27 protein-coding genes are annotated in these 24,829 nt (G+C 65.5%); 5 read left to right on the top strand and 22 right to left on the bottom strand.

Going from position 1 to position 24,829, the window contains the following annotated elements:
- Positions 1–59 precede the first annotated feature (59 nt).
- The 15 genes from V8U06_RS20585 to V8U06_RS20655 form a co-directional block, all read right to left on the bottom strand.
- Positions 60–926, bottom strand: a complete 867-nt coding sequence (locus tag V8U06_RS20585) for a sigma-70 family RNA polymerase sigma factor (protein WP_427142286.1) — start codon at positions 924–926, stop codon at positions 60–62.
- Complete coding sequence (locus tag V8U06_RS20590) at positions 916–1,377, bottom strand: carboxymuconolactone decarboxylase family protein (RefSeq protein ID WP_427142287.1); 462 nt, start codon at positions 1,375–1,377, stop codon at positions 916–918. Before V8U06_RS20590 ends, V8U06_RS20585 begins: the two co-directional genes overlap by 11 nt.
- Positions 1,378–1,524: 147 nt before the next feature.
- Complete coding sequence (guaA, locus tag V8U06_RS20595; protein WP_427142288.1) at positions 1,525–3,087, bottom strand: glutamine-hydrolyzing GMP synthase; 1,563 nt, start codon at positions 3,085–3,087, stop codon at positions 1,525–1,527.
- Positions 3,088–3,140: 53 nt separating this feature from the next.
- The gene (locus tag V8U06_RS20600; protein WP_226920903.1) at positions 3,141–3,785 is read right to left on the bottom strand and encodes a 5'-methylthioadenosine/S-adenosylhomocysteine nucleosidase; all 645 of its coding nucleotides are present in this window, start codon (positions 3,783–3,785) and stop codon (positions 3,141–3,143) included.
- The gene (locus tag V8U06_RS20605; RefSeq protein WP_226920901.1) at positions 3,782–4,231 is read right to left on the bottom strand and encodes a PaaI family thioesterase; all 450 of its coding nucleotides are present in this window, start codon (positions 4,229–4,231) and stop codon (positions 3,782–3,784) included. Before V8U06_RS20605 ends, V8U06_RS20600 begins: the two co-directional genes overlap by 4 nt.
- 72 nt (positions 4,232–4,303) lie before the next feature.
- Positions 4,304–4,759: a TspO/MBR family protein gene (locus V8U06_RS20610; RefSeq protein ID WP_427142289.1), complete on the bottom strand. Its 456-nt coding sequence runs from the start codon at positions 4,757–4,759 to the stop codon at positions 4,304–4,306.
- Positions 4,760–4,803: 44 nt separating this feature from the next.
- Positions 4,804–5,898, bottom strand: a complete 1,095-nt coding sequence (locus V8U06_RS20615) for a DUF1513 domain-containing protein (RefSeq protein ID WP_427142290.1) — start codon at positions 5,896–5,898, stop codon at positions 4,804–4,806.
- Entirely contained in the window at positions 5,898–7,028 is a 1,131-nt protein-coding gene (locus tag V8U06_RS20620; protein ID WP_427142291.1) for an imelysin family protein, read from the bottom strand. The genes V8U06_RS20615 and V8U06_RS20620 overlap by 1 nt, the downstream gene beginning before the upstream one ends.
- Entirely contained in the window at positions 7,028–8,563 is a 1,536-nt protein-coding gene (locus V8U06_RS20625) for a di-heme oxidoredictase family protein (protein ID WP_427142292.1), read from the bottom strand. Before V8U06_RS20625 ends, V8U06_RS20620 begins: the two co-directional genes overlap by 1 nt.
- Before the next feature lie 45 nt (positions 8,564–8,608).
- A complete protein-coding gene (locus V8U06_RS20630; RefSeq protein ID WP_427142293.1) occupies positions 8,609–9,886 on the bottom strand; it encodes an imelysin family protein in 1,278 nt (425 codons plus the stop codon).
- A 195-nt stretch (positions 9,887–10,081) separates the two neighbouring features.
- Complete coding sequence (locus V8U06_RS20635; protein WP_427142294.1) at positions 10,082–11,371, bottom strand: RsmB/NOP family class I SAM-dependent RNA methyltransferase; 1,290 nt, start codon at positions 11,369–11,371, stop codon at positions 10,082–10,084.
- A 77-nt stretch (positions 11,372–11,448) separates the two neighbouring features.
- Positions 11,449–11,811 (bottom strand): septal ring lytic transglycosylase RlpA family protein, encoded by a 363-nt coding sequence (locus tag V8U06_RS20640; protein ID WP_427142295.1) that lies wholly within the window; start codon positions 11,809–11,811, stop codon positions 11,449–11,451.
- A 360-nt stretch (positions 11,812–12,171) separates the two neighbouring features.
- Entirely contained in the window at positions 12,172–13,050 is an 879-nt protein-coding gene (locus V8U06_RS20645) for an SDR family oxidoreductase (RefSeq protein ID WP_427142296.1), read from the bottom strand.
- On the bottom strand, positions 13,047–14,189 hold the full coding sequence (queG, locus tag V8U06_RS20650) for a tRNA epoxyqueuosine(34) reductase QueG (RefSeq protein WP_427142297.1): 1,143 nt from the start codon (positions 14,187–14,189) through the stop codon (positions 13,047–13,049). Before queG ends, V8U06_RS20645 begins: the two co-directional genes overlap by 4 nt.
- A gap of 10 nt (positions 14,190–14,199) precedes the next feature.
- Positions 14,200–14,892, bottom strand: coding sequence for a glutathione S-transferase family protein (locus tag V8U06_RS20655; RefSeq protein ID WP_226920888.1), 693 nt, complete (start codon positions 14,890–14,892; stop codon positions 14,200–14,202).
- Positions 14,893–15,081: 189 nt separating this feature from the next.
- Here V8U06_RS20655 and V8U06_RS20660 point away from each other — a divergent pair, with 189 nt between their 5' ends.
- Positions 15,082–15,888, top strand: a complete 807-nt coding sequence (locus V8U06_RS20660; RefSeq protein WP_226920887.1) for an undecaprenyl-diphosphate phosphatase — start codon at positions 15,082–15,084, stop codon at positions 15,886–15,888.
- 38 nt (positions 15,889–15,926) lie between these two features.
- Here V8U06_RS20660 and V8U06_RS20665 read toward each other — a convergent pair whose 3' ends face one another.
- The 7 genes from V8U06_RS20665 to dnaN all read right to left on the bottom strand — a co-directional run bounded on the left by V8U06_RS20665 (position 15,927) and on the right by dnaN (position 20,959).
- Positions 15,927–16,076, bottom strand: coding sequence for a hypothetical protein (locus tag V8U06_RS20665; RefSeq protein ID WP_226920886.1), 150 nt, complete (start codon positions 16,074–16,076; stop codon positions 15,927–15,929).
- Between the two features lie 251 nt (positions 16,077–16,327).
- A complete protein-coding gene (locus V8U06_RS20670) occupies positions 16,328–17,308 on the bottom strand; it encodes a complex I NDUFA9 subunit family protein (RefSeq protein WP_427142298.1) in 981 nt (326 codons plus the stop codon).
- Between the two features lie 119 nt (positions 17,309–17,427).
- Positions 17,428–17,715: a DUF1330 domain-containing protein gene (locus V8U06_RS20675; RefSeq protein WP_226920884.1), complete on the bottom strand. Its 288-nt coding sequence runs from the start codon at positions 17,713–17,715 to the stop codon at positions 17,428–17,430.
- A 16-nt stretch (positions 17,716–17,731) separates the two neighbouring features.
- The gene (gene pyrF, locus V8U06_RS20680; protein ID WP_226920878.1) at positions 17,732–18,430 is read right to left on the bottom strand and encodes an orotidine-5'-phosphate decarboxylase; all 699 of its coding nucleotides are present in this window, start codon (positions 18,428–18,430) and stop codon (positions 17,732–17,734) included.
- Positions 18,431–18,432: 2 nt separating this feature from the next.
- Positions 18,433–19,014, bottom strand: coding sequence for a histidine phosphatase family protein (locus tag V8U06_RS20685; protein ID WP_427142299.1), 582 nt, complete (start codon positions 19,012–19,014; stop codon positions 18,433–18,435).
- Between the two features lie 9 nt (positions 19,015–19,023).
- A complete protein-coding gene (pmtA, locus tag V8U06_RS20690; RefSeq protein ID WP_427142300.1) occupies positions 19,024–19,626 on the bottom strand; it encodes a phospholipid N-methyltransferase PmtA in 603 nt (200 codons plus the stop codon).
- A gap of 214 nt (positions 19,627–19,840) precedes the next feature.
- Entirely contained in the window at positions 19,841–20,959 is a 1,119-nt protein-coding gene (dnaN, locus tag V8U06_RS20695) for a DNA polymerase III subunit beta (RefSeq protein WP_226920872.1), read from the bottom strand.
- A 231-nt stretch (positions 20,960–21,190) separates the two neighbouring features.
- On the opposite strand from dnaN, the gene rsmI reads away from it, so the two are divergent.
- The 4 genes from rsmI (at position 21,191) to V8U06_RS20715 (ending at position 24,823) form a co-directional block, all read left to right on the top strand.
- Positions 21,191–22,117, top strand: a complete 927-nt coding sequence (gene rsmI, locus V8U06_RS20700) for a 16S rRNA (cytidine(1402)-2'-O)-methyltransferase (protein WP_427142301.1) — start codon at positions 21,191–21,193, stop codon at positions 22,115–22,117.
- Entirely contained in the window at positions 22,107–22,475 is a 369-nt protein-coding gene (locus V8U06_RS20705; RefSeq protein ID WP_427142302.1) for a YraN family protein, read from the top strand. The genes rsmI and V8U06_RS20705 overlap by 11 nt, the downstream gene beginning before the upstream one ends.
- 102 nt (positions 22,476–22,577) lie before the next feature.
- Entirely contained in the window at positions 22,578–23,876 is a 1,299-nt protein-coding gene (locus V8U06_RS20710) for an extracellular solute-binding protein (protein WP_226920866.1), read from the top strand.
- A gap of 65 nt (positions 23,877–23,941) precedes the next feature.
- Positions 23,942–24,823, top strand: a complete 882-nt coding sequence (locus V8U06_RS20715) for an ABC transporter permease subunit (RefSeq protein ID WP_427142303.1) — start codon at positions 23,942–23,944, stop codon at positions 24,821–24,823.
- Positions 24,824–24,829 lie beyond the last annotated feature (6 nt).

Raw genomic sequence — 24,829 nt, forward strand, 5'->3', positions numbered from 1 at the left:
CTCGGGCTTCATTCACCTCATCGCAGCGATGATATGGATGCAGTGAATGTCGATCCGTCCTAGGACTTGCAGCCGGTCAGGCCGGTCAGCTTGTCCGGATTGCGCGTGATGTAGACGGCGGCGATGCGGCCGTCGGCGATCTCCACCGCGGTCGTCTGCACGTGACCGCCGACGCGGCTCACGAAGCCGGGCAGGCCGTCTATGACGGCATGACCTAGGAATTCCATCTGCGGACCCGGCTTGCGCGCCAGCCCGAGATAGAGGCGGATGAGGCGATCGACGCCGTGAATGGCGTTCGGGAAGGTGAGCACCTTGCCGCCGCCGTCCGAGCGCAGCGTCACGTCCGCCGCCAGCATCGCGCCGAGCGCCGCCGCATCACCCGCACGGCAGGCTTCGAAGAAGGCCCGTGCCAGCGCTTCGCCCTCCTTGCGCGGAATTTCATACCGCGGCTGATCGATCCGCACATGGGCGCGCGCCCGCGCCGCGAGCTGCCGGGTCGCCGCGGGACTGCGTTGCAGCGTCGCCGCCACGGTGTCGAGCGGCTGGTCGAAGACGTCGTGCAGCAGGAACGCCGCACGTTCCAGCGGCGAAAGCCGCTCCAGCGCCACCATGAGCGTGAGCGTGATGTTGTCGGCGCGTGTGTCCTCATCCGCCGGCTCGATCAGCGGTTCGGGCAGCCACGTGCCGGGATAGGTCTCGCGCCGCGCGCGGGCGGATTTCATCGCATCGAGGCAGAGGCGCGAGACGATGCGGGTGAGCCATGCCGCGGGTTCGGCCACCGCTTCGCGGTCGCTGCGGTGCCAGCGCAGCCAGGCCTCCTGCACGATATCCTCCGCCTCGGCGCGCGAACCGAGCATGCGATAGGCAAGACGCAGCAGGCGGGGCCGCTGCGTCTCGAAAACCGCGGTGGCCGGGTCAGGCCGCATGGCGCTTGTCGACCGGATGCTCCGCGCGGAAACCGACCTGCACCCGGTTCCAGACATTGATCGCACCGATGGCGAGCGGCAGCCAGGCCTGTTCATCGGGCGTGAAGGCGGCCTGAACAGCGTGCCAGTCTTCGTCGGGCGCACCCGTTTCGGCCACCAGAGTCAGGGCTTCCGTCCAGGCAAGAGCCGCCCGTTCCCGTTCGGTGTAGAGCGAGGAATCGCGCCAGCCGGCGAGGAGGTGGAGCCGCATCGGATCTTCACCGTCCTTCAGCGCCTCGCCGACATGCATATGGATACAATAGGCGCAGCCGTTGATCTGCGAGGCGCGCAGCTTGATGAGATGCAGCAGGCTCGCCTCCAGCGGGCTGGCCTTCAGGGCGGCTTCCAGGGCGAACATCGCCTTGAAGGCGGGTTCGGCGCGTTTGAAATAATCGGTCATGCGGGCGGACATTCCAGTCTCCTTTTCAATCCTACACCGCCATGACGAGGCAGGCATGCCGGATGTGACATGGTCCGCGCGATTTTTTTGCCGACAAGCAAAAGCCCCGGCGCGAACACCGGGGCTTTCAGGATTTCCGTCATGTCGAGAGCCGTGCTCTCATTCCCACTCGATCGTGCCCGGCGGCTTGCTCGTCACGTCATAAACGACGCGGTTGATGCCGCGGACTTCGTTGATGATGCGGGTGGCGGCACGGCCGAGGAAGTTCATGTCGTAGTGATAGAAGTCGGCGGTCATGCCGTCGACCGAGGTAACGGCGCGCAGCGCGCAGACGAATTCGTAGGTGCGTCCGTCGCCCATGACGCCGACGGTCTGGACCGGCAGCAGCACGGCGAAGGCCTGCCAGATCTTGTCGTAGAGACCGGCCTTGCGGATTTCGTCGAGATAGATGGCGTCGGCTTCGCGCAGGATCTCCAGCTTGTCGCGGGTGATGCCGCCCGGGCAGCGGATGGCAAGACCCGGACCCGGGAAGGGGTGGCGGCCGATGAAGCTGTCCGGCAGGCCGAGCTCGCGGCCGAGCACGCGCACTTCGTCCTTGAAGAGCTCGCGCAGCGGCTCGACGAGCTTCATGTTCATGCGCTCGGGCAGACCGCCGACATTGTGGTGCGACTTGATCGTCACCGAGGGGCCGCCGGTGAAGGAGACGCTTTCGATGACGTCGGGATAGAGCGTGCCCTGGGCGAGGAATTCCGCGCCGCCGAGCTTGCCGGCCTCTTCCTCGAACACCTCGATGAACAGGCGGCCGATGATCTTGCGCTTGGTCTCGGGGTCGGAAACGCCTTCCAGTTCGCCGACGAAGCGGTCGACGGCGTCGACATGGATGAGGTGCAGGTTGTAGTGCTCGCGGAACATGGCGACGACGTCGGCCGCCTCGTTCTTGCGCATCAGGCCGTGGTCGACGAGGATGCAGGTAAGCTGCGCGCCGACGGCCTCATGGATGAGGAGCGCCGCGACGGAACTGTCGACGCCGCCCGAAAGGGCGCAGATGACACGCTTGTCGCCGACCTGTTCGCGGATCGCCTCGACGGCGCGGGCGCGGTAGGCGGACATCGACCAGTCGCCCTTGATGCCGGCGATCTTGTGCACGAAGTTCGACAGCAGCTTGGCGCCGTCGGGCGTGTGCACCACTTCCGGGTGGAACATGGTCGTGTAGTAGCGCTTCGCCTCGTTGACGCAGATGGCGAAGGGGGCGTTTTCCGAAACGCCGATGATCTCGAAGCCTTCGGGCGCGACGGTGACGCGGTCGCCGTGGCTCATCCAGACCGGATATTTCTTGCCGACTTCCCAGAAGCCCTCGAAGAGCGGACTGTCCTTCAGGATCTCCACGTCGGCGCGGCCGAATTCACGGGCATGTCCGCCCTCGACGGTGCCGCCGAGCTGGGTGGCGAGCGTCTGCTGGCCGTAGCAGATGCCGAGGATCGGCAGGCCGGAATCGAAGGCGATCTGCGGTGCGCGGGGGCTGCCCTGGTCGAGAACCGAGGCCGGGCCGCCGGAGAAGATGATCGCCTTCGGCTGCATGCGGTGGAAGGCGTCTTCCGCCGACTGGAAGGGAACGATCTCGCAATAGACGCCTGCTTCGCGCACGCGTCGCCCGATGAGCTGGGTCACCTGGCTGCCGAAATCGATGATGAGAACGCTGTCGGGATGAGCTGTCTGGGTCATGGCGAGCCTTTAAAGAATATCCGCGCGGCGCGCAACGGGGCAGAGCCGGATTTTCAGCCGTTGCGCGCGATGGTGGACGAGGCGATGGCGCTTTCCAGCGCATCGACCGCGTCGGCCAGTTTCTCGTCGATCACATGCAGGTATTCCGTCCAGTCGCCGATATGGGTGAGTTCGGCCTTGCCGTCCGAAATGCCGCGAAGACCGATGAGCGGCACGTTGAAGGCCTGGCAGGCGCGCAGTTCGGCATAGGTTTCCATCTCTACCATGTCGGCGTCGATGGTGGCATAGGCGGCGCCCGAGACGATGTTGGCGCCAGTCGAAAGCCGGGCCTTGGCGATGCCGGGAATGGAGCAGGGCAGGGCGATTTCGGCCGGCTGATCGAGGAAGGGCGTCGCGCCTTTGGTGAAGCCGAGCGGGGAAGCGTCCATGTCGCGGTAGGAGACGGAGGTCGCCTGGTAGACGCCGGTCTGTTCCAGCGTCGCCGAGCCCGCCGAGCCGAGCGAGACGACGTAGTCGGGAAGATTTCCCTCCGCTTCCAGATGGCAAAGGGCGAGCGTCAGTTGCACGGCCGCCTCGACCGGGCCGACGCCGGTCATGAAGGGCGCGATGCGGGCCTTCAGGTGCGGGCCGTATTCGGCATCGGCGGCCATGACATAGAGGATGCGCTTGCTGCCGACAGTCTTGAGGGTAAAGCTCATTCGGCGATGTCCTCGCGGCCGCGCACGACCATCATCGTGCCGGTCATGGACGCGATCAGCTTGGCGGGACCGTCGGAGACGGCATAGCCGCGCCCGTCGGCGACGATGATGTTGCTGCCGGGCTTGGTGACCTCGCCGCGGAACAGGAAGCGCTCGCCGCGCCCCGGCGACATGAGGTTCACCTTGAACTCGATGGTGAGGATGGAGGCATCCGCATCGATGACGGAATAGGCGGCATAGCCGCAGGCGGTGTCGAGGGCGGCGGAGATGACGCCGGCATGGAGGAAGCCGTGCTGCTGGGTCAGCTTGTCGTCGAAGGGCAGTTCGATCTCCACCGTGCCGTGCTCGACACGGGTGAGTTCGGCGCCGATCAGCCGCATCGCCGCCTGCCGGTCGAAGCTCTTTGCGATGCGGTCGGCGAAGGTCGCCGATGGAAAACCTGTCATGATGCGCCCGTGCTGCCAGCCCCTGGATCGGCCGAAGGTTGCACGGCGCATGCTGCGCTGCAAGCGCTCCCGTCAGTTGAGCGCGAGAATTGCGCCATTGAGCGCGCTCGCGAAGGCGACCCAGGCGAGATAGGGCAGAAAGAGCAGGGCGGCGGTGCGGTCCTGCCGCCAGGAGACGGCGATGAAACCGGCGACGGAAACGAGAAGGCCGAGGATGATGATCATCGCGGATGTCGGATCCCGGAGGCCGAAGAAGACCGGCGACCAGGCAAAGTTGAAGATCATCTGGGCGAACCATAGCCGCATCGCCATGGAGCGGCGAAGAGAAAGCCAGGTGCGGGCGCCGACCACGCCGATGACGATGTAGAGCAGGCTCCAGACCGGCGCGAAGACCCAGTTCGGCGGGTTGAAGGATGGTTTGGCCAGCGACTGATACCAGTCGTCGGGCACATTGCTGGCGCCGATCAGCAGGCCTATGCCGAGAACGAGGATGATGAAGGCGAGATAGACGAGAGGCTTGTTGTTCATGCCGGGGAGGTAGAGCGCCCCGGCCCGTCGTCCAGGGGTGAAAATCAGCGGGGCGTCAGGCTGGCAATGTGCTGGTCCCAGGCGACGCCTTCGCGGCGGCCGGCGAAGCGCCCGTCATAGGAGGAGACGGCAAAGCCGTGCGGCGCGGCGGCGATGCCGGCGGCATCCGCGACGGCCTCCTCCCTGAGCACGCGGCCGGTCCCGGCATCGAGCAGAACGAAGCGACCGCCGTTGGGCGAGGTCAGGCCGACATGGTTCTCGTGCCGGTTGACGGCGATGGCGCCCACATAATTGGCAAGCCCGATGGTGGTCTCTTCCGGCAGGGAGAGGAAGGTGAGGTCCTCGCCCTTGCCGAAATGGCCGACGAGCGGCGGCAGGTCGTTGCGCGGACCCTCATACTGGCAGGCGAACCAGATGCGGCCCTTGGCGTCGAGGTCGATGTGGCGGGTGGAAAGCTGGCGCAGCGTGTCCGGCAGCGCATGCCGCTCGACGAGCGCGCCCGTCGCCGCGTCGACAAGGGCAAGCGAGGGCTCCATATGGTCGAGGTTCAACTTGGTGCGGCCGAAGTCCGGATGGGTCTCGATACCGCCGTTCGCGGCGATCAGCAGGCTGCCGTCGTCGCTGACGGAAAGGTCGTGCGTGCCGATGCCGAAGGTCGAATATTCGCCGATGCGGCGATAGCCGTCGCGGGCGTCGTAGAGGCCGATGACGCCCCGGTTGGCGTCGAAATCGTTCTCGCTGGCATAGAGGGTCCGTCCGTCCGGCGAAAAGCAGCCATGGCCGAAGAAATGCCGGTCCTCGGCGGCGGCGATGGTGACGGGGGGCGTTGCGCCGGAACGGTCGATGACCAGCGCGAAGGTGCCGGGGCGCCGCGCAAAGGCGACGAGATGGTTGGTGACGGGAGAAAAGGCCATGCCGTGGCTGCGGGCGGGCAGCGGCGTTCGTTCGATGATCGTGCCGTCTTCCGTCAGGACCGCGATGCCGAAGCTGCCGTCGGGCTCCCTGTAGCCGGAGGCGAAGACCGCGTCGGTGCGGGCAAGCGCGAAGGCCGGGCGGGCGGCGAGCGAGGCCGCCCAGGCCGCGCCCGCCATGCGCAGGAAGGCGCGGCGGTCGAGCCGCGCGCTGGGGCGGGCCGGCATCAGTCGCCGTCCGCGAAGGAGAAGCCGGCGCCGAGGCCCATCGCGCCGCCATATTCGCCGTTGAGACGCAGGATCAGGTCCCGCGTGTTGACGAGCAGGAAGGCGATCTTCTGCTGTTCCTCGGGCGTCGAAACGGCCTTTTCAATGTCGGTGTCGATGGTCGGCGCCACCCGGTGCAGCGATTTCAGCACGAAATCGATGTTGCCGCCGATGGAGACGAAGTTCGGGTCGATGAGGCCGACCATGCCGGATTTGTCGAAGAGCATGTGCAGGCCCTCGATATTGGCGTCGATCGAGGTCCAGGTGTTGCCCGAGCGCCAGAAGACCGCCGATTTCGGCCGCGCCGTGCCACCGTGGCGGTAGAAGGTTTCGATGCGCTGGTCGCGCACCGCCTCCGCGCCGTGCACGAGAATGCCGAGAAGCGCGGTGACGGCCTCCTTGCCGGTGCGGAAGACCGGGTTCTGCGGGCCGGGATGTTTCCAGTCGCGCTGCACGCCGTCCGGCGCCTCCCAGGCCGCCGCAAGCTGGCCGGCCGTCGCCCGGATATGGGTTGCGACGGCGGCGGCATAGCGGCAGCGGAAGCTCTCCGGCGTTTCCATCAGCGTTTGGGAGCCGGTGCCGTAGAGCGCGAATTCGAGCGCGCCGAAGCCCTGGATGGCGACGCTCTTGCCCGCCATGGCGGCGGCGTCCGCATCGGCCTCGTCCTGCTTCTGCAGCAGCGCCTGCACCTGCTTCAGGCCGGTGCTCTTGCGGTCGGGGTAGAACAGGATGCGCTCGAAGCGGTTGTCGTCGAGGACCGGGCCGATGCGCACGATCTCGATACGGCCCCAGTCGGCGACGGCCTGGCGGAAGGCGTCGTCCACGCTCGTGCGGCTTGCCTGCGACGGCGCCTTGCAGAAGGCCTCCGTCGCCTGCGCGAGCGTGCCGGCAGAGGCCTCGAAGGCGTGGTAGCCGGGACGGATGACGTCGTCGACGGCACGCGTCATGACGTCGACGACGTTGTCGTCGGTGAGATCGGGCAGCACGGGAGCCGCGCCCTCCTGCGCCAGCGCCGGCAGGGTGGCGGAGAGGAGGAAGCTAGCCGCGGCAAGCGCAGCGAGCCGCGGGAAGAAAAGGCGCCGGGTCGTCATCAGAGGCTCTCCAGGAAGGTCAGAAGGGCGTCGCGGTCCTGTTTTTCCAGCGCGGCGAAGCGGTCGCGCGCCGCCTTGGCCTCGCCGCCGTGCCACAGAATGGCTTCGGTCAGGGAGCGGGCGCGTCCGTCATGCAGGAAGAACGTATGGCCGTTGACGGTTTTTGTAAGGCCGATACCCCAGAGCGGCGGCGTGCGCCACTCCCGGCCGTTTGCCACGCCGACCGCCTGCCCGTCGGCAAGGCCTTCGCCCATGTCGTGCAGCAGGAAATCGGAATAGGGCCAGATGAGCTGGAAGGCATGGGCCTTGTTGCCGGCATCGCGCCGGGTCACGAATTTCGGCTGGTGGCAGGCGGTGCAGCCGGTCTCGTAGAACACACGTTTTCCGCCGAGCGTTTCGGCGAAGCTCGCCTTGCGCCGTGCCGGCACGGCGAGGTTTTCCGCATAGAAGGTCACGAGATCCATGATCGGCGGCGGCGCTTCGACGTCGCCGAGCCGCGCCTGCACGCCGTCGGGGCGTTCAAGGCAGGCGGTCTGCGCCGGCGTGCAATCGCCCTGGTGCAGCGGCACCTCGGGTGTGGAAATGCCGATATCGAAGGCGAAGGCATCGGCGCTCTGCTGGCGCACCGTCGCCGATTGCGCCTTCCAGCCGAACCGGCCGAGCGCCTCTTTCCCGGTCTTCGGATCGATGGCGATGGCCGCCTTGCCGCTGATGCCGTCGCCATTCGCGTCGTCGGGGTCGGCGAGCGCCAGAATGTCCGCTTCGTGGATCGCCTGGATGAGGCCGAGGCCGAGCATCGGCTGGGTGACGCGTGGCGAGAGTGTCGTCGTCGGGTCGAGATCGCCATAGGCGAGGTTCACGGCGGAATAGGTCGGGCGACGCAGGGTGACGACCTCGCCGCCGGCAAGCGTCACCGGCACCTCGCTATAGTCGATCGCCATGCGGCCTTCGGCCTTGAGGCCGGGAATGGCAAGGTCCTGAAGCTGGCGGCCGTAAACCGGGTCCGGCAGGCTCATCTCGCGCAGGCTCTTCAGCGTCGCCGTTTCGTCCGGCGTCTTCGCATGCCGGGCGAGGCGCAGGAACATTGAGGTCGCCTCGTCCGCCCCCTCCGGCGGGTGGCCGCGGCCGTCCTTGATGTGGCAGGTCTGGCAGGAGCGCGCGTTGTAGAGCGGTCCGAGACCGTCGGAGGCCTGCGTGGAGGAGGGCGAAGAGACCCAGAGCTTCTGGAACAGCGCGTTGCCGAGCTTGAAGGTTTCACGCTCCTCGAAGGTGATGTTTTCCGAGAAGTGGGAGAAGCTGTTGATGTCGATTTTGGCAAGCGAGGTCGCCGCGCCGCCGGACATCGCCTCGTATTGCTCCGCCTTGGAAAAATCCGACGTCAGCGCCGTCACGGCGGCAACGCGCTTGCGGTCCTTCGTCGAAAGATCGTCCCGCTCCCTGTCCGTCGAATGCGCATGCCCCAGAACGAAAACGCCCGCCGCGACGGTGAACGCGGCGGAAACCGCGAGCAGGAGACGGGCGGGGCGTTCTGTCATGTACGGGATCGGGCCGCCATCCGGGACGGCGGCCCGCCTTCCTGCTTATTTGAAGACGGCGCTAGGATTATCCAGGCTGTCGGAGCCTTCAAGCTCGATTTTGCCAAGGTCCAGCGACCCGATGACGCGCTCGATGGTCTTGGTCTGGTCGATCAGGCTGTCGATGGCGGTCTGCACGACCTTGTTGCCCTCTTCGTTGCCTTCGCCGATCATCTGGTCATAGGCTTCGCCGCCGTCCGCACGGTCCACCAGCGCCTTGAAGGCGGCTTGGCTGGCGTCGAGCTTGCCCTTCAGCTCCGTGTCGAGCGCGGCGTCCTTTTCCGCGACCAGTTCGGAGAGCGACGGGCCGGTCATCTTCGAGCCGTCCGGGCGGGTATATTCCCCGGTATAGACGGTCTGGATGCCGACGACGTCGTAGTAGTGCGAGTTGTGCGTGTTGTCGGAGAAGCAATCGTGCTCCTCTTCCGGATCGTGCAGCAGCAGGCCGAGCTTCATGCGCTCGCCGGCCAGCTCGCCGTAGGAGAGCGAGCCCATGCCCGTCAGCATGGCGGTGATGCCGGCCTTCGGATCGGCGGTCACGTTCTTGGTGGCGTCGCCATCGGCTGCCCAGGCCTTCACCATCTCCTCGAGATCGGTGACGAGCAGCGACGAGGCGGATTTCAGGTAAGCGGCGCGGCGGTCGCAATTGCCATTGGTGCACGTGGCCGTGTCATAGTCGCTCGCCGGGCGGTTGCCGGCGCCCTTGCCGGTGCCGTTCAGGTCCTGGCCCCACAGCAGGAATTCGATGGCGTGGTAGCCGGTTGCGACATTCGCCTCGACCTCGCCGGCCTCATGCAGTTCCTGCAGGACCTCAGGGGTGATCTTCGTGGCGTCGATGGTCTTGCCGCCGATCTCCAGCTTCGGATTGGCGATGACATTGCCGACGAAGAGAGCGTTTTCATCGCTTTCCGTGCCGTAGCTCGGATCGACATAGTCGATCAGGCCTTCGTCGAGCGGCCAGGCGTTCACCTTGCCTTCCCAATCGTCGACGATCGGGTTGCCGAAGCGGTAGGCTTCGGTCTGCTGGTAGGGGATGCGGGACTTCAGCCAAGCCTCGCGCGCCGCCTTCAGCGTTTCGTCGCTCGGCTTGGCGATGAGGGCGTCGACGGCTGCATCGAGCGCCTTGGCGGCGTCGAGCGCGTCGGAATACTTGGCATGCGCAATCTCGGCATAGTGCTTGACGATGGCCGCCGGATCGGCCGCCGCATGGGCGGAGCCGATGGCAAGGCTGGACGCCGCGGCAGCAAGCGCAAAGGCGGCCGCGCGAAGGAAGGAAGTGGTCATGACGTCTCCTGGTGTCCTGTTTGACGTGTCCCCCCGACACCGGAGCAGCCGACGGCCGACCGGATGGCCCGGCAGGAGGCCGGACCCGGGATTATTCAGGCCTCGCTGTCATGGACCAAATAAAAACTGGTGTCAAAGTGTATAGTTTAGAACGGTTTCAAGCTGTTGCGCCCGTTTTGACGAAGCGCAATAGGCTCAGGCCTTGCGCTCCATGGCGCAGAAGAAGAAGCCGTCCGTATCCGTCGAGGCCGGTGTCAACGTGACGGACTTGCCGTCGCGGGACCAGGGCTGCGGCTTGTCGCCGCCGAAGAGCTTGCGCCAGGTCTCGGCGGCCGGCCGGATCTCGAAGTCGGGATTGGCCGTGCAGAAGCCGTGCACCTGCGCCTCGTTCTCCTGGGGCAGGATGGAGCAGGTGACATAGAGCAGGAAACCGCCGGGCCGCACGAAGCCGCTGGCATTGGCGAGCGCTTCCTGCTGCTGGGTCAGCCGCTCCTCGAGGTTCTTCTCGGTGAGGCGCCACTTGGTATCGGGCCGGCGCCGCCAGGTGCCGGTGCCGGTGCAGGGCGCATCGACCAGAACGCGGTCGAACCGGCCGGCGAGCGGGGAAAGGCTGGACAGGTTCTCATGGACCTGCACGTTACGGGTGCCCGCGCGCTTCAGCCGCTCGATGATCGGGGCAAGGCGCTTGCGGTCGGTGTCGTAGGCGTGAACCTGGCCCTTGTTGTTCATCGCCGCCGCCATGGCGAGGGTCTTGCCGCCGCCGCCGGCGCAGAAGTCCAGCACCTGCTCGCCCTCCTGCGGCACGACGAGGTCGGCGACGATCTGCGAACCTTCGTCCTGCACCTCGAACCAACCCTTCTGGAAGGCAAGGTCGGCGGTGACGTTCGGCAGGCGCGAGGGGCCTTCCCCGGCGGGAATGCGGATGCCCTGGCGGGCGATGGCGGAGGCGACGGCGGCGTTGCGCTCCAGCGCCTTCAGCACCTTGTCGCGGCCTGCCTTGAGGGTGTTGGCGCGCAGGTCCAGCGTCGGCCGTCCGGCGAGCGCCTTGGCCTCGGCGAGCCAGCTTTCGGCAAAGTTCGTCTCGAAGGCGGACTGGATCCATTCGGGAATGTCGCCCTGCACATGCGGGGCGGCCGTATCGAGATCGCGCGCATGGAAGGCGGCCAGCTTTTCGTCGGTGAGCGCTTCCGGGGCGAAGCGGTCGCCGTCGAATTCGGCGGCGAGGGCCTCCGGGGCGAGGCCCCACTGGCGCAGGAGCACGGCATAGCCGAGGGCGGTGGGACTGTCGTCGTCCATCAGGAAGGCGTGCGACAGCTTCATGCGCAGCGCGTCATAGACGATGTTGCCGATGGCGGCGCGGTCGCCGGAACCGGCGAACCGATGGGAGAGGCCCCAGTCCTTGAGCGCATCGGCGACGGGGCGCCGCCGCGTCTCGATATCCGTCAGAACCTCGATGGCTCCCGAGAGCCGCCCACCCAATCGCATCCGTTTTCTCCGTTTTGCGTCGTGGTAGCGGCGGAATGCGCCAAGAGCAAGCCGGCGCGGGCAGATTTGCCGAGCGCTTAGCCGAGGACTTCGTAGCAGATCTTGGCGTGGCCCGAGCGGATCATGCCGATGTTGGAGGCGGCAGCCTTGGAAAGATCGAGCACGCGGCCGCGGATGAACGGGCCGCGATCGTTGATGCGCACCACGACGCTCTTGCCGTTCTTCGCATTGGTGACCTTCACCTTGGTGCCGAAGCGCAGGGTCCGGTGGGCGGCCGTCAGCATGTTCGGGTTCATCCGCTCACCCGATGCGGTGCGCGAATGCAGCGCATACCACGAGGCGCGACCGCAGCCGGCGGCCTGAGCATCGGAAAAGGAAACGAAGGAGGAGGAAACGGTGACGAGCGAGGCGAGAGCGAGGCTGGAGAGCTTGAGCATCATGTATCGGATGACCTTCCGGGAAAGTTGCGAATTTCCGCTGTGTTGGTCGCCCTATGAGGAAGCAAAAGTGGCAAAAACGTGCCTCAACCGACCACAATTGCTGTCGGAGCCCCGCCGGATATACAGTCCATCGCCAACGATGGATTTTTAACCTTCGTTAATGAGGGAAAAAGAATCTTCCGAATCAGTGACTAAACTGGATCGACTTCGGACTTGGAATAGTCGTGCGACGATCGCGCAAATTTTCGGAAAAAACTTTCAATATTAGCAATTACTGCGCAGGAATTCGGCGGCAAAAATGAGGCAAATAAATCATAGGTTGTGCAAAATCGCAAAAGCCACGCCTGCCGGCCTCCCCCGTCAGCCTCGCCAGCGCCCGGAAGCCTTCAGCTCGGCGAGCGATTGACGATAATTCGGGAAGCGGAATTCAAAGCCCGCAGCTTTCAGTTTCGCGTTCGAGACGCGCTTGTTCTCCCCGTAGAAAGACCGGGCCATGGGGGAAAGTTCCGCCGTCTCGAAAGGAATATCGGGCGGGGTCGGCAGATCCATCAGCCGGGCGGCCTCCGCAACCACGTCCTGCGGCGGGCCGGGCTCGTCGTCGGTGATGTTCCACACGCCGCCAAGGTGGTTCTCGGCAAGGAAAAGCGCCGAGCGGCCGATATCCTCGACACGGATGCGGTTGAACACCTGGTCCTTCTTGATGAGCCGGCGGGCGCTGCCCTCTTCCATGTTGCGCAGCGCATTGCGTCCCGGCCCGTAAATGCCGGCAAGGCGCAGCACGGCGACGGGAAGGGCCGAGGCCTTGCCGTAGTCCAGCCAGTGGTTTTCGGCCTCGACCCGTTCGACCGAGCGGGCGGAGACCGGGTTCAATACCGTGTCCTCGTCCACCCAGCTGCCCTTGTGGTCGCCGTAGACGCCGACGGTGGAGAGATAGCCGGCCCATTCGAGCCGCGGCATCAGGCCTGAGAGGGCGGGCATGCCGGCGCGGAACAGGGGATCGCCATCCTTGCCGGGCGCGATGGACTGCACGACATGGGTGGCGCCCGCCATGTCGGCGGCAAGGGTGTCGGAAATCGTGCCGCCATCATAGACGATGGGCGCGATGCCGAGCGTGCGAAGGGCCTCCGCCTTCTCGGCCGAGCGCGTCGTGCCCGAGATCGTAAAGCCGGCCCCCCTGAAAACGTCGCCGATGGCCTTGCCGGAAAACCCGGCGCCGAGGATCAGAAGGTGCTTCGTCATCGCTCTGCCTTCGCTCTTTCATATTCCGCGCGCACGTCCTCGTCCGCGTCGTCATCCCTTCCTGCCGCAAATTGCCGGAATTCGGAAGCCGTCATCAGGCGGGAGAGCGCCCATGCGGCCATGCCACGCACCACCGGCGCGGCATCGTCCGCAAGGCGGAGGCAAGGGGCGATCAGGTCGCGTTCGCCGGAATTGCCGGCGGCGATCAGCACATTGCGCACGAAACGGTCGCGGCCGATGCGTTTGACCGGCGATCCGGAAAAATGCGCCCGGAAGCCGGCATCGTCGAAGGCGAGCAGATCGGCGACAGCGGGTGCCTTCAATTCCTCGCGCGCGACGAGCTTCATTTCGGAGGCCGCGGCGGCGAACTTGTTCCAGGGACAGGCGGCAAGGCAATCGTCGCAGCCATAGATGCGATTGCCGATCCTCTCGCGGATGTCCGGCGCAATCGGTCCCTTGTGCTCGATGGTGAGATAGGAAATGCAGCGCCGGGCGTCGATCCGGTAGGGCGCGGGAAAGGCATCGGTCGGGCAGGCGTCGAGGCAGGCGCGGCAGGAGCCGCAATGGTCGCGCTCCGGCTCGTCGCGGACAAGGTCGGCGGTGGTGAAAAGACTGCCGAGGAACAGCCAGGAGCCATGCGTGCGGCTGACGAGGTTGGTATGCTTGCCTTGCCAGCCGAGACCGGCGGCGGCGGCGAGCGGCTTTTCCATCACGGGAGCCGTATCGACGAAGACTTTCACGTCCGCCCCGCCGCGCGCGGCGAACCGTGTCGCCACTTCCTTCAGCCGGCCCTTGATGATGTCGTGATAATCGCGGTTCTGCGCGTAGACGGAGATCGCTGCGCGGTCCGGCATGGCAAGCACGGCACGCGGATCGTGGTCCGGGCCGTAGTTCATGGCGAAGAGCACGACGGAGCGAACCTCGCTCCACAGGACGCGCGGATCGGCGCGGCGCGCCTGCGTCTCCGCCATCCACTCCATGGTGCCGTGATAGCCGGCGTCGAGAAAATCGGCGAGCCGTGCCGGGGCCTCGGGAATGGCATCGGGCCCCGTGATGCGACAGAGATCGAACCCCTTGTCGGCGGCCTCGGCCTTCACGAAATCCGTCAGGCGGCGGCGTTGCCTGTCGTCGCCCGACATCGTCTTATCCTCAGAAGTCGAGGTCCGCGTAGTGCGAGACCGGCGTGACGCCGCGCACGCGCTCGGCGAGCAGCGGGCGGAAGGAGGGGCGGGATTTCAGCCGCTGGTACCATTCCTTGGCCTGCGGCGCCTCGGTCCAGTTGATCTCGCCCATATAGTCGAGCACCGAAAGACAGGCCGCGGCGGCAAGGTCGGCATAGCTCAGCCGGTCGCCGGCAAGATAGGTACGCGAGCCGGCAAGCCAGGACAGATACTTCATGTGCTGGCGGATATTGGCGCGCGAATTGCGCAGGATCTTGCTGTCCGGCGGGCCGCCGCCCTGATCCGACGTCATCTGCAGCTTGAAGATACGCTCGCGCACCAGCGGGCGCGTCACGTCCTGCTCCATCTTCTGCAGGAACCATTCCGTCAGGCGGCGGATTTCCGCGCGCTGGAAGGGGTCTTCCGCCAGAAGCCGCCGGTCGCGCTTGAGGACGCCGTGCGTCTCGTCGAGATATTCGGAGATGATGCTCGCCCCGCACAGCGCCCGCATGCTGTCATCGACATAGACCGGCAGCGTGCCGGCCGGGTTCAGCGCGAGGAAATCGCGGCGGTTTTCCCACGGCTGCTCCTCGGCGAGTTCCGTCTGGAAGCCGTATTCCGCCAGGATAAGGCGGACGAAGCGGGAGGCCGAGGACATCGGATGATGATAGAGTGTGGGCATGAACGCTGCTTCTGGACTCACGTGCGGAAGGGAATTGCCGGGCCGGCCGCATCATGCGGAACTGATTTGGCCAAGGCTGATTTGACGAACCTATAGAAATTTGGTGGTACAAACACAAGCGAATCGGGCTTTTTGCCGTACGCCTGCATTCGCAATGTGCCTTTCCTCCCCCTATCCCAAGGAACTTTCATGGCAGACCAGTCCATCGTCAGCGCCCTGATCCTCGGCCTCATCGAGGGCCTGACAGAATTCATCCCGGTATCGTCCACCGGCCATATCCTGCTTGCCGGCCACTTCCTCGGCTTCAAGTCGCCGGGCAACACCTTCGCCGTTCTCATCCAGCTCGGCGCGATCCTGGCGATCCTCTCGGTCTACACGGCAAAGCTGCTGCGCATCGCCTTCGCGCTGCCGTCGAGCCCCGAGGCGCGGCGCTTCGTCGCCAGCGTTCTCATCGCCTTCCTGCCGGCCGCCGTCATCGGCGCCCTGGCGCATGATTTCATCAAGACCGTGCTCTTCGAAACGCCGATGCTGATCTGCATCGTGCTCATTGTCGGCGGCGTCATTCTCTATGTCATCGACCGCCTGCCGCTGAAGCCGCGCTATACGGATGCGATGAAATACCCGCCGTCGCTCGCTTTCAAGATCGGTCTTTGCCAGTGCCTCGCCATGATCCCCGGCACCTCGCGCTCAGGCGCGACGATCGCCGGCGCGCTGCTGATGGGCACGGACAAGCGCTCTGCGGCGGAGTTCTCGTTCTTCCTGGCGATGCCCACCATGGTGGGGGCTTTCGCGCTCGATCTTTACAAGAACCGCGACGCACTGTCGTCGGACGATCTTCTGGTCATCGGCGTCGGCTTCATCGCCGCCTTCATCGCCGGTCTCTTCGTCGTGCGTTCGCTGCTCGACTTCGTGTCGCGCCGCGGCTTCACGCTCTTCGCCATCTGGCGCATCGTCGTGGGCACGCTGGGCCTGATCGCCCTTTTGATCTGGGGTTGAAAGACCGGCTTCGGCCGGTCCCTTCGACTGGCCGGAGCTTACTTGACCGAAGCGGTCGTGCAGGGATCGACGCCATAGGCCGGCGAGCAGCCGTGCTTGCTGGCGGAAACCGTCGACGGCGCGGCAAAGGATCCGGCCACGATGATCAGAGCCGAAAATCCGAAGAAGATTGCAATTGCCTTGCCCATTTGCGCCGAAAGCCTCTCAAAGTGCTGAAATGCGCCGCTGCATGATCCTCATGCATCACGCGGCGCGGGCGGTGTTTATTCGCTGCTCCGAGGACAATCAATATCGCGACATGCTGAATCGCGCGTAAATGCCGCAACGCTTTTTTTAACCGCTGCATAACTGCAACAGCAGGCCCAAAGCGCTTTCGAAAAAAGAACCGGCCGCCGCGGGCAGGATCCCGCGGCGGCCGGTTTGCATGGATGAAAAAGGATCAGGCCGTGCGGTCGATCTTCGTGAACTGGCCCTGCGGGCGGTAGCGCACGAGGTAGCTGGGCAGGATGGCTTCGGCGAGAACCGGTTCGATGCCGAGGCCCTCCAGCGTGCGGCCTTCCGCGCGCGCGGCCTCGGAAACCACGTTGTCGACGCGCAGCAGCGTGACCTGATCGGCCGTCAGCGGCGGCTTGACGAAGGGGATGAGCGAGGCGATGGAGCCGATCAGCGAGGCGATGCCGAAGGGCAGCGAGACCAGCGGGTTCTTGCGGTCGACCACGCGCAGCATCAGTTCCAGACACTGGCGGAAGCTCAGCACTTCCGGACCGCCGAGTTCATAGACGCGGCCGCGCTCGAGCGTGCCGTCCACCGAACGGGCGACGGCTTCGGCGACATCGTTGACATAGACCGGCTGGAACTTCGTGTTGCCGCCGCCGATCAGCGGCAGGACCGGCGCATAGCGCGCCATGGTGGCGAACTTGTTGAAGAAGCCGTCCTCCGGCCCGAAGACGATGGAGGGACGCAGGATCACGGCATCCGGGATCGTGCGAAGCACGGCGGCCTCGCCGCGCCCCTTGGTGCGGGCATAGGCCGAGGCGGAATTCTCATCCGCACCGATGGCGGAGATGTGGGTGAGCCTGGCGCCGGCGGCACGGGCCGCTTCGGCAACGGCGCGGGCACCGAAATCCTGCACGGCGTCGAAGGTGTTGCGGCCGGTCTCGAAGAGCACGCCGACGCAGTTGATCACGTGGTCGGAGCCCTCGACGGCGCGGTCGACCGACTGACGGTAGCGCAGGTTCGCCTGGACGAAGGAGATCTGGCCGACGCCGCCGATCGGCTGCAGGAAGCCGGCAAGGTCGGGGCGGCGGACGGCGACGCGGATGCGGTAGCCGCGGCGCGCCAGCGCGCGCACCACATGACGTCCGACGAAGCCCGAGCCGCCGAAGACGGTGACGAGCGGCGGAAGGTTGGACAAGGTCATGAGGCTGCTCCTGAAGAATAGGATAGGTAGGTGAGGCCTACATAGCCCAAAGAACCGGCAAGGTGAAGCGCGGCGAAGCGTCTCTTCGTCCGGTTCTGCGGGCGTCCGGCCGTGTCGCCTCAGAGGCCTTCGACGACCACCATTTCCGCATCCGCCACTTCCTGGCGGATGGCGGCGGCGATCTGGTACTCAGGCGAATTGTAACAGTCGACGGCGGCCTGCAGCGAGGGGAATTCGATGATGACGTTGCGGGCGCGCACGCGGCCTTCAAGCTGCGCATAGGCGCCGCCGCGGGCGACGAAGTTCGCGCCGTATTTCTCGAAGGCCGGCTTGGCGGCGGCGACATAGTCCTTGTAGCGTTCGGGGTCGCGCACGTCGACCTGTGCAATCCAGTAGCCCTTGGGCATGTCTGTCTCCCTCTTGTTATGCTGCGAGCGCGCCGTCCATCTCAGCGAGGATCGCCTTCGTGGCGGCGAGCGGATCGGCGGCCTTGACGATGGGGCGGGCGACGACGAGATGGCTGGAGCCGGCCTTCAGCGCGTCGGCAGGCGTCATCACGCGCTTCTGGTCGCCGAGTTCAGCGCCGGCCGGGCGAATGCCCGGCGTGACGATGGCCATGTCGGGGCCGAGGATCTTGCGCACGGCGCTGGCCTCTTCGGCGGAACAGACGACGCCGCCCATGCCGGCGATGCGCGCCTGCTCGGCGCGGCGCAGCACGAGCGTATGCGGGTCGTATTCATAGCCGGCGTCGATGACGTCCTTGGCATCCATCGACGTCAGCACCGTGACGCCGAGGAGGCAGAGGTCCGAGCCTCTGGCGGCCGAGACGGCGGCGGCCATCGCCTTCGGATAGGCGTGCAGGGTCAGCATGGACATGCCCATCTTGACGATGTTCTCGACGCCCTTGGCCACCGTGTTGTCGATGTCGAGCAGCTTCATGTCGAGGAAGACCTTCTTGCCGTCCTTGGCAAGGTCACGGGCGAATTCCAGGCCGCCGGCAAAGACCAGCTGGTAGCCAATCTTGTAGAAAAGGGCGGTGCTGCCCAGCGTCCGGACCACCTTTTCCGCCTCCGCGATGGTTGGAACATCGAGGCCAACGATCAGGTGGTCGCGCGCGGACATGGTCAAAACCCTTTCCAAGATTCCATTGCCGTCCAGTCGCATGACACGCTGTTGTCCGCAAGACGGAAAGCGAAAAGATTGCCGCCGCCCGGCGGCTGGTCGCCGTCGCGGCGGATGGGCGTACCCTTGAGGTGGCATTTGAGCAGCGTGCCGACGCCGCCATGGCCGACAAAGGCGATGGGTGTCGCCGGATCGTGCGTCGCCAGCACCTGTTCCACGGCGGCCACGATGCGGGCCTGCGCGTCCACCGCCCGCTCCCAGCCCTGGAAACTGTCGTGCGGATGGGCGAAGAACCGGTCCGCGGCCGCCTCGAAGGCGTCCGGCGGCAGAAAGCCGGTGGCGGATCGGTCGTTCTCGCCCATCGCGTGATCGGTCTCGACGGGAAAGCGCCCGGCGGAAAGGATCTCCGCCGTCTCGATGGCCTTGCGCTCCGTGCTGGCGACGAACCGGCCGATTTGCCGTGCCCAGCCGGAGGACGCGGCCAGGGTCGCGCGGTCGCGCCCCCGACCGGAAAGGCCCCAGTTCGGCACCGGCACCGCCGGGTCGATCAGCACTTCGGGATGGGTGATGTAGAGCGCGAACATCGCCGTCGCTCAGTGCGTGCGGCGATAGGTCCACAGCTGCGCCGGCGGAATGTTGCGCACGACGAAGTCGAGATGGGTGATCTGGTAGCGGTCGGGCATGGCGACGACGGGGGAGAGCGGGCCGTAGGAAATCTGCACGATGGGCCGGCCGACGGGGATGCGGGAAAGCAGATCCTCGATCAGCGAGACGCGCTGGTGCATGGGGAAGTTCAGCAGCGGCACGGCGGAGACGACGCTGTCGAAGGTCGCATCGCGCAGCTCCCCGAGCGTCTTGTCGAGGTTGAAGGCATCGCCATTGATGAAGTTGACGCCGTCGAAGCGGGCGACGAGATGATTGTAGAAATCCGTCGAGAATTCCACCGAGGTCAGCTTTTCCGGGGCAAGGCCGGTTTCCAGGATCGCCTTGGTGATGACCCCGGTTCCCGGGCCGAGTTCGAGGACCGGCAGGCCCGAGGCGGGATTGACGACGCTCGCCATGCGGCGCGCGGTGACCGAGGAGGTGGGGATGATCGAGCCGACGGCCCGCGTGTTGCTCATCCAGCCCTTGAAGAAGCGGATTTCGTCGTCGAACTTCTTGCCCAGCCGTTCCTTCACCTTCACACGCAGCGTCATGCCATCCCCCTTCATGGTCGCATTTCCGGCCGGCGGCGGGTCTCATGCCCGACGCGTCCTTCGGCCCTTGCGAATATGTGACGCGGTTTGCGTCAAAAACAAGTCTGATTGCGCCGTCGCCCGCAGGTTTTCCCCCGAGCGGCTCCGCTGCTTACAAAAGAACCCGCCGGTGACCGGCGGGTTCCAGAACGGTTTGCGGGACGCGCAGACCCGCCTAGACGCGCATCGGCATCAGAACGTAGAGCGCGTCGTCGCCGGCAAGATCGCGCACCAGCGTCGGCGAGCCCGGATCGGCCAGCATGAAGACGGCTTCCGAACCGGAAAGCTGCGCGGTGATGTCGAGCAGGTACTTCGCGTTGAAGCCGATCTCGAGCGGGTCGTTGTCGTAGCCAACCGCCAGCTCTTCCGTCGCGCTGCCCGAATCCGGGTTGTTGACGGTCAGCGTCAGCTGGCCGTCGGTCAGCGCCAGCTTCACGGCGCGGCCGCGTTCGGAGGAAATGGTGGAAACGCGGTCGACGGCCTGCGCGAAGGACTGGCAATCGATCTTCAGTTCCTTGTCGTTGTTGGTCGGGATCACGCGCTGGTAATCCGGGAAGGTGCCGTCGATCAGCTTGGAGGTCAAAACGATGGAGCCGATGGTGAAGCGGATCTTGGCGTCCGACACTTCCACGGTGACGGTGAGGTCGGGATTGTCGACCAGCTTCTGCAGCTCGCCGACCGTCTTGCGCGGGATGATGATGCCCGGCATGCCCTCGGAGCCCGAGGGAGCCTCCACGTCGGCACGGGCGAGGCGGTGGCCGTCGGTCGCGACGGCGCGCAGCTTCAATTCGCCCTTGCTCTCGATCGTGTGGATGAAGATGCCGTTGAGATAGTAGCGGGTCTCTTCCGTCGAGATCGCGAACTGGGTGCGATCGATCAGCATCTTGAGATCCGTCGCCTTGAGGCGGAACGTGTGCGAGAAGCTACCGGCGGTCAGATCCGGGAAGTCGGACTGCGGCAGGCATTGCAGCGAGAATTTCGAGCGGCCCGAGGCGACGGTCATCGATGCGCCGTCGGCGCTCGTCGCCAGCAGCACTTCCGAACCGTCGGAAAGCTTGCGCACGATGTCGTAGAGAAGGTGGGCCGGAACGGTGGTCGCGCCGGCCTGCTCGACCTGCGCCGGCGTCGCCTCGGTGATTTCGAGGTCGAGGTCGGTCGCCTTCATGTCGAGGCTCGCGCCGTCCGAACGCAGCAGCACGTTCGAGAGGATCGGAATCGTGTTGCGCCGTTCGACCACGCGGTGAACGTGGTTCAGCGACTTCAGAAGATTGGACCGCTCGAGAGTAATGCGCATGGAACTGTACCGCTTTCGACCGCTAGCACGCCGGAAGCCGGCGCGGCATTGCCTTGAAGGTCCGGCAGGCGCCGGAAGATGTGGACGGGCAAAATGGCAGAAGTTCAAGCAGGATTGCAAGTGCTAACGGCGCGGCATGCACGATAGTCAACCGCCGGACCTTGCGGGGGCATAAAGGCTCGCCCATAAGGGGTGAAAAGTGCAGCCATTCACGGCTGGAAAGGACAGGCGATGCGGGACGAGGGTGCAGCGGGCGGAGCAGGGGAAAGCGCGAAAAGCTTCCGCCTGCACAATGCCGTCATCCCCGCCCGGCCGCTGGCGCCGGCGCTCTATCTCGTCGCAACGCCCATCGGCAATCTCTCCGACATCACGTTGCGCGCGCTTGAAACCCTGGCCGGTGCGGATGTGCTCGCCTGCGAGGACACGCGCGTCACCCGCGTGCTGCTCGACCGCTACGGCATCGTGAACCGGCCCTACGCCTATCACGAGCACAATGCGGAGGAAGCCGGCCCGCGCCTCATCGCGGCGCTGGAGGCCGGAAAGTCCGTCGCGCTCGTCTCGGACGCCGGCACGCCGCTCGTCTCCGATCCCGGTTATCGCCTTGCGCTGCTTGCCATCGCCGCCGGCCACCGGGTCGTGCCGATCCCCGGCGCCTCCGCGCCGCTTGCCGCCCTTGTCGGCTCCGGCCTGCCGAACGATGCCTTCTTCTTCGCCGGCTTCCTGCCCTCCAAGGACAAGGCCCGCCGCGACCGTCTTGCGGAACTCGCCAGCGTTCCGGCAACGCTCCTTTTCTTCGAATCGCCGCATCGCATCGCCGCGACGGTCGAGGCCGCCGCCGATGTTCTCGGCGAGGCGCGCGCCGCCTGCGTCTGCCGCGAACTGACGAAAACCTTCGAGGAATTCCGCCGCGGCACGCTCGGCGAGCTGGCCGCGCATTATGGCGACGGCGCCGCTGTCAAGGGTGAGATCGTCTTCGTCGTCGGCCCGCCGGGCGAGGCGGCCGCCCCCGAGGCGGAGGATGTCGACCGGCTGCTGACGGCGCTCGCAAGGGACATGTCCACCGGCAAGGCGGCGACCGAGGCGGCCCGCCAGACCGGCCTGCCGCGCAAGGACCTCTACCAGCGTCTGCTCGACCTGAAGGATGCCGATGCGGGATAGACCGGCGAATCCGAACAGGCTCAAGGCCTTCCGCCGGGGGCATGTCTCCGAATATCTCGCTGCGCTCTACCTGCTTACCAAGGGCTATCGCATCCGCGCCATCCGGTATCGGACGAAACTGGGCGAGATCGATATCATCGCCCGGCGCGGTGATCTCGTCGTCTGCGTCGAGGTGAAGGCGCGCCGCGATGTCGACAGCGCTGTCTTCGCCGTTACGGGCGCCGCCCAGCAGCGCATCCATGCGGCGAGCGCCATCTGGCTCTCCCGCCAGCCGGACGCCCATCGCCTGTCCCTGCGCTACGATATCGTCGCGGTCTTGCCCTGGCGGCTTCCCCGGCACTTCGTGGATGCGTTTTGAACAAAAGGAAAATGTAACGAAACTGACACGAAAGCGTAACGCGCCTGTCACGGAGCGCCCTTAGTGCACCCCTCACACCAAGTCCGGTGCAGAGGAGCTCCCATGTTCAAGCCGCTTTCCCTCGCAGGTTTCGCACTCGCCGTTTCCGCCACGACGTCGATGGCCGCCACCAACATCACCTGGTGGCACGGCATGGCCGGCCGCAATGGCGAAGTCATCAACGAGGTCGCCCAGAAGTTCAACGCCGCCCAGTCGGCCTGCGCCATCACGCCGGTTTCCAAGGGCACCTACGAGGAAGCGCTGGCCTCCGGCATCGCCGCCTTCCGCTCGGGCGAGCAGCCGAACATCCTGCAGGTCTTCGATGCCGGCGCCGCGACGATCATCAACGCGCCGAACGCCGTCATTCCGGCGGAAGACCTGATCACGCAGGCCGGCTACACGTTCGACCGCGAAGCCTTCATCGAAGGCGTGCGCTACTTCTACGCCGCCCCGGACGGCAAGTTCGTCGGCATGCCGTTCAACTCCTCGGCGCCGATCATGTATGTCAACACGGAAGCCCTCGAAAAGGCCGGCGTCGAAGCGCCGAAGACCTGGGAAGAGTTCGAGGCGATCGCCCCGAAGCTGAAGGAAGCCGGCTACCTGCCGCTCGTCCAGTCGCAGCTCACCTGGCAGTTCACGGAAAACTTCTTCTCGCGCCACAACATCCAGTTCGCGACGAACAACAACGGCTACGACTCGGTCGTCGACACCAGGATCAACATGACGGACCCGAACCTCGTCATGATGTTCACCAAGCTCAAGGCCTGGGCTGACGAAGGCTATTTCGGCTACTATGGTGCCGGCTGGAACGACAACCAGAAGCTCTTCGAGGACGGCAAGGCCGCCTTCTGGATCGGCTCGTCGGGTTCGTTCGGCGGCCTTCAGAAGACCGCGCAGAAGCCGTTCTCGGCAACCTTCCTGCCCTACTGGCAGAGCGTGAAGGGCGCCGGCACCAACACCTTCATAGGCGGTGCGGCCCTCTTCGCCATGTCCGGCAAGCCGGAAGCGGAAAACAAGTGCACGGCTGACTTCTTCCAGTTCCTGACCTCGCCGGAAATCCAGAAGTTCTACCACCAGGCCACCGGTTACGTCGCCATCACCAAGGCGGCCTATGAGCTGGCGAAGTCCGAAGGCTACTACACGGAAAAGCCGGCCGCCGAAGTCGGCATCCAGCAGCTCATGCTGCCGGGCGGCGAGTGGTCGAAGGGCTACCGCCTCGGCTTCTACCCGCAGATCCGCGAAATCATGGAGCGTGAATACGGCCGCATCTTCGCCGGGGAAACCTCGGTCGAGGACGCCCTGAAGACGATCGAGACCGAAGCGAACGACCTGCTCGCCCGCTTCGCCAAGACCGCCGGCTGATCTGCCGCTTCCTGACCATCCGTGCCGGGAGCAGCGCTCCCGGCACGCCGCTATGAAGGTGGCCCATGAAGCGCGTGCAATTTTCCTCGCCCTTTCTGCCCTATCTCTTTCTCGCACCGCAGATGGCGATCATCTTCGTCTTCTTCTACTGGCCGTCGGTCCAGGCGATCCAGTCGTCCTTCTATCTCGAAGATCCCTTCGGCTTCGGCGCGACCTTCGTCGGCCTTTCCAACTACACCGACGCGCTCGGCTCGGCGCAGTATCAGGCCATCGCCCGCTTCACCGTCGTCTTCACAGCGCTCGTGACGTTCCTGTCGCTCGGCATCGGCATGCTGCTCGCCGTGAAGGCCGATGCGGTGCTGAAGGGGAGCGCCACCTACAAGACGCTGCTGATCTGGGTCTATGCCATCGCCCCGCCGGTCGCCGGCCTCATGGGCATGATGTTCTTCGACCAGCATATCGGTCCGCTGGTGAAGTTCGCCGCGCTTTTCGGCTGGGACATGAAGGTCGGCCTCAACTACACCGACACCGCCTTCGCCATGATCGCCGTCTCGGTCTGGAAGCAGATCCCCTACAACTTCATCTTCATCCTGTCGGGCCTGCAGAGCATTCCGGCCGCCGTGCGCGAGGCCGCCGCCATCGACTGCCGCTCCGGGTTCCGACGCTTCTGGACGATGACGCTGCCGCTGCTCGCGCCCACCGCCTTCTTCCTGCTCATCATCAACATGACCTATGCGCTCTTCGACACCTTCGGCGTCATCGACGTGATGGTGAAGGACAAGGCCGCCAACAACCCGATCACGCTGGTCTACAAGGTCTACATGGACGGCTTCCGCGGCAACGATCTCGGCGGCTCCTCGGCCCAGTCCGTCATCCTGATGATCGTCGTCTTCGTGCTCACCATCTTCCAGTTCCGCTTCATCGAGCGGCGCGTGCACTACAATTGAGAGGGC

This window comes from Shinella sp. G-2 (assembly GCF_050172695.1).
Taxonomy (GTDB): domain Bacteria; phylum Pseudomonadota; class Alphaproteobacteria; order Rhizobiales; family Rhizobiaceae; genus Shinella.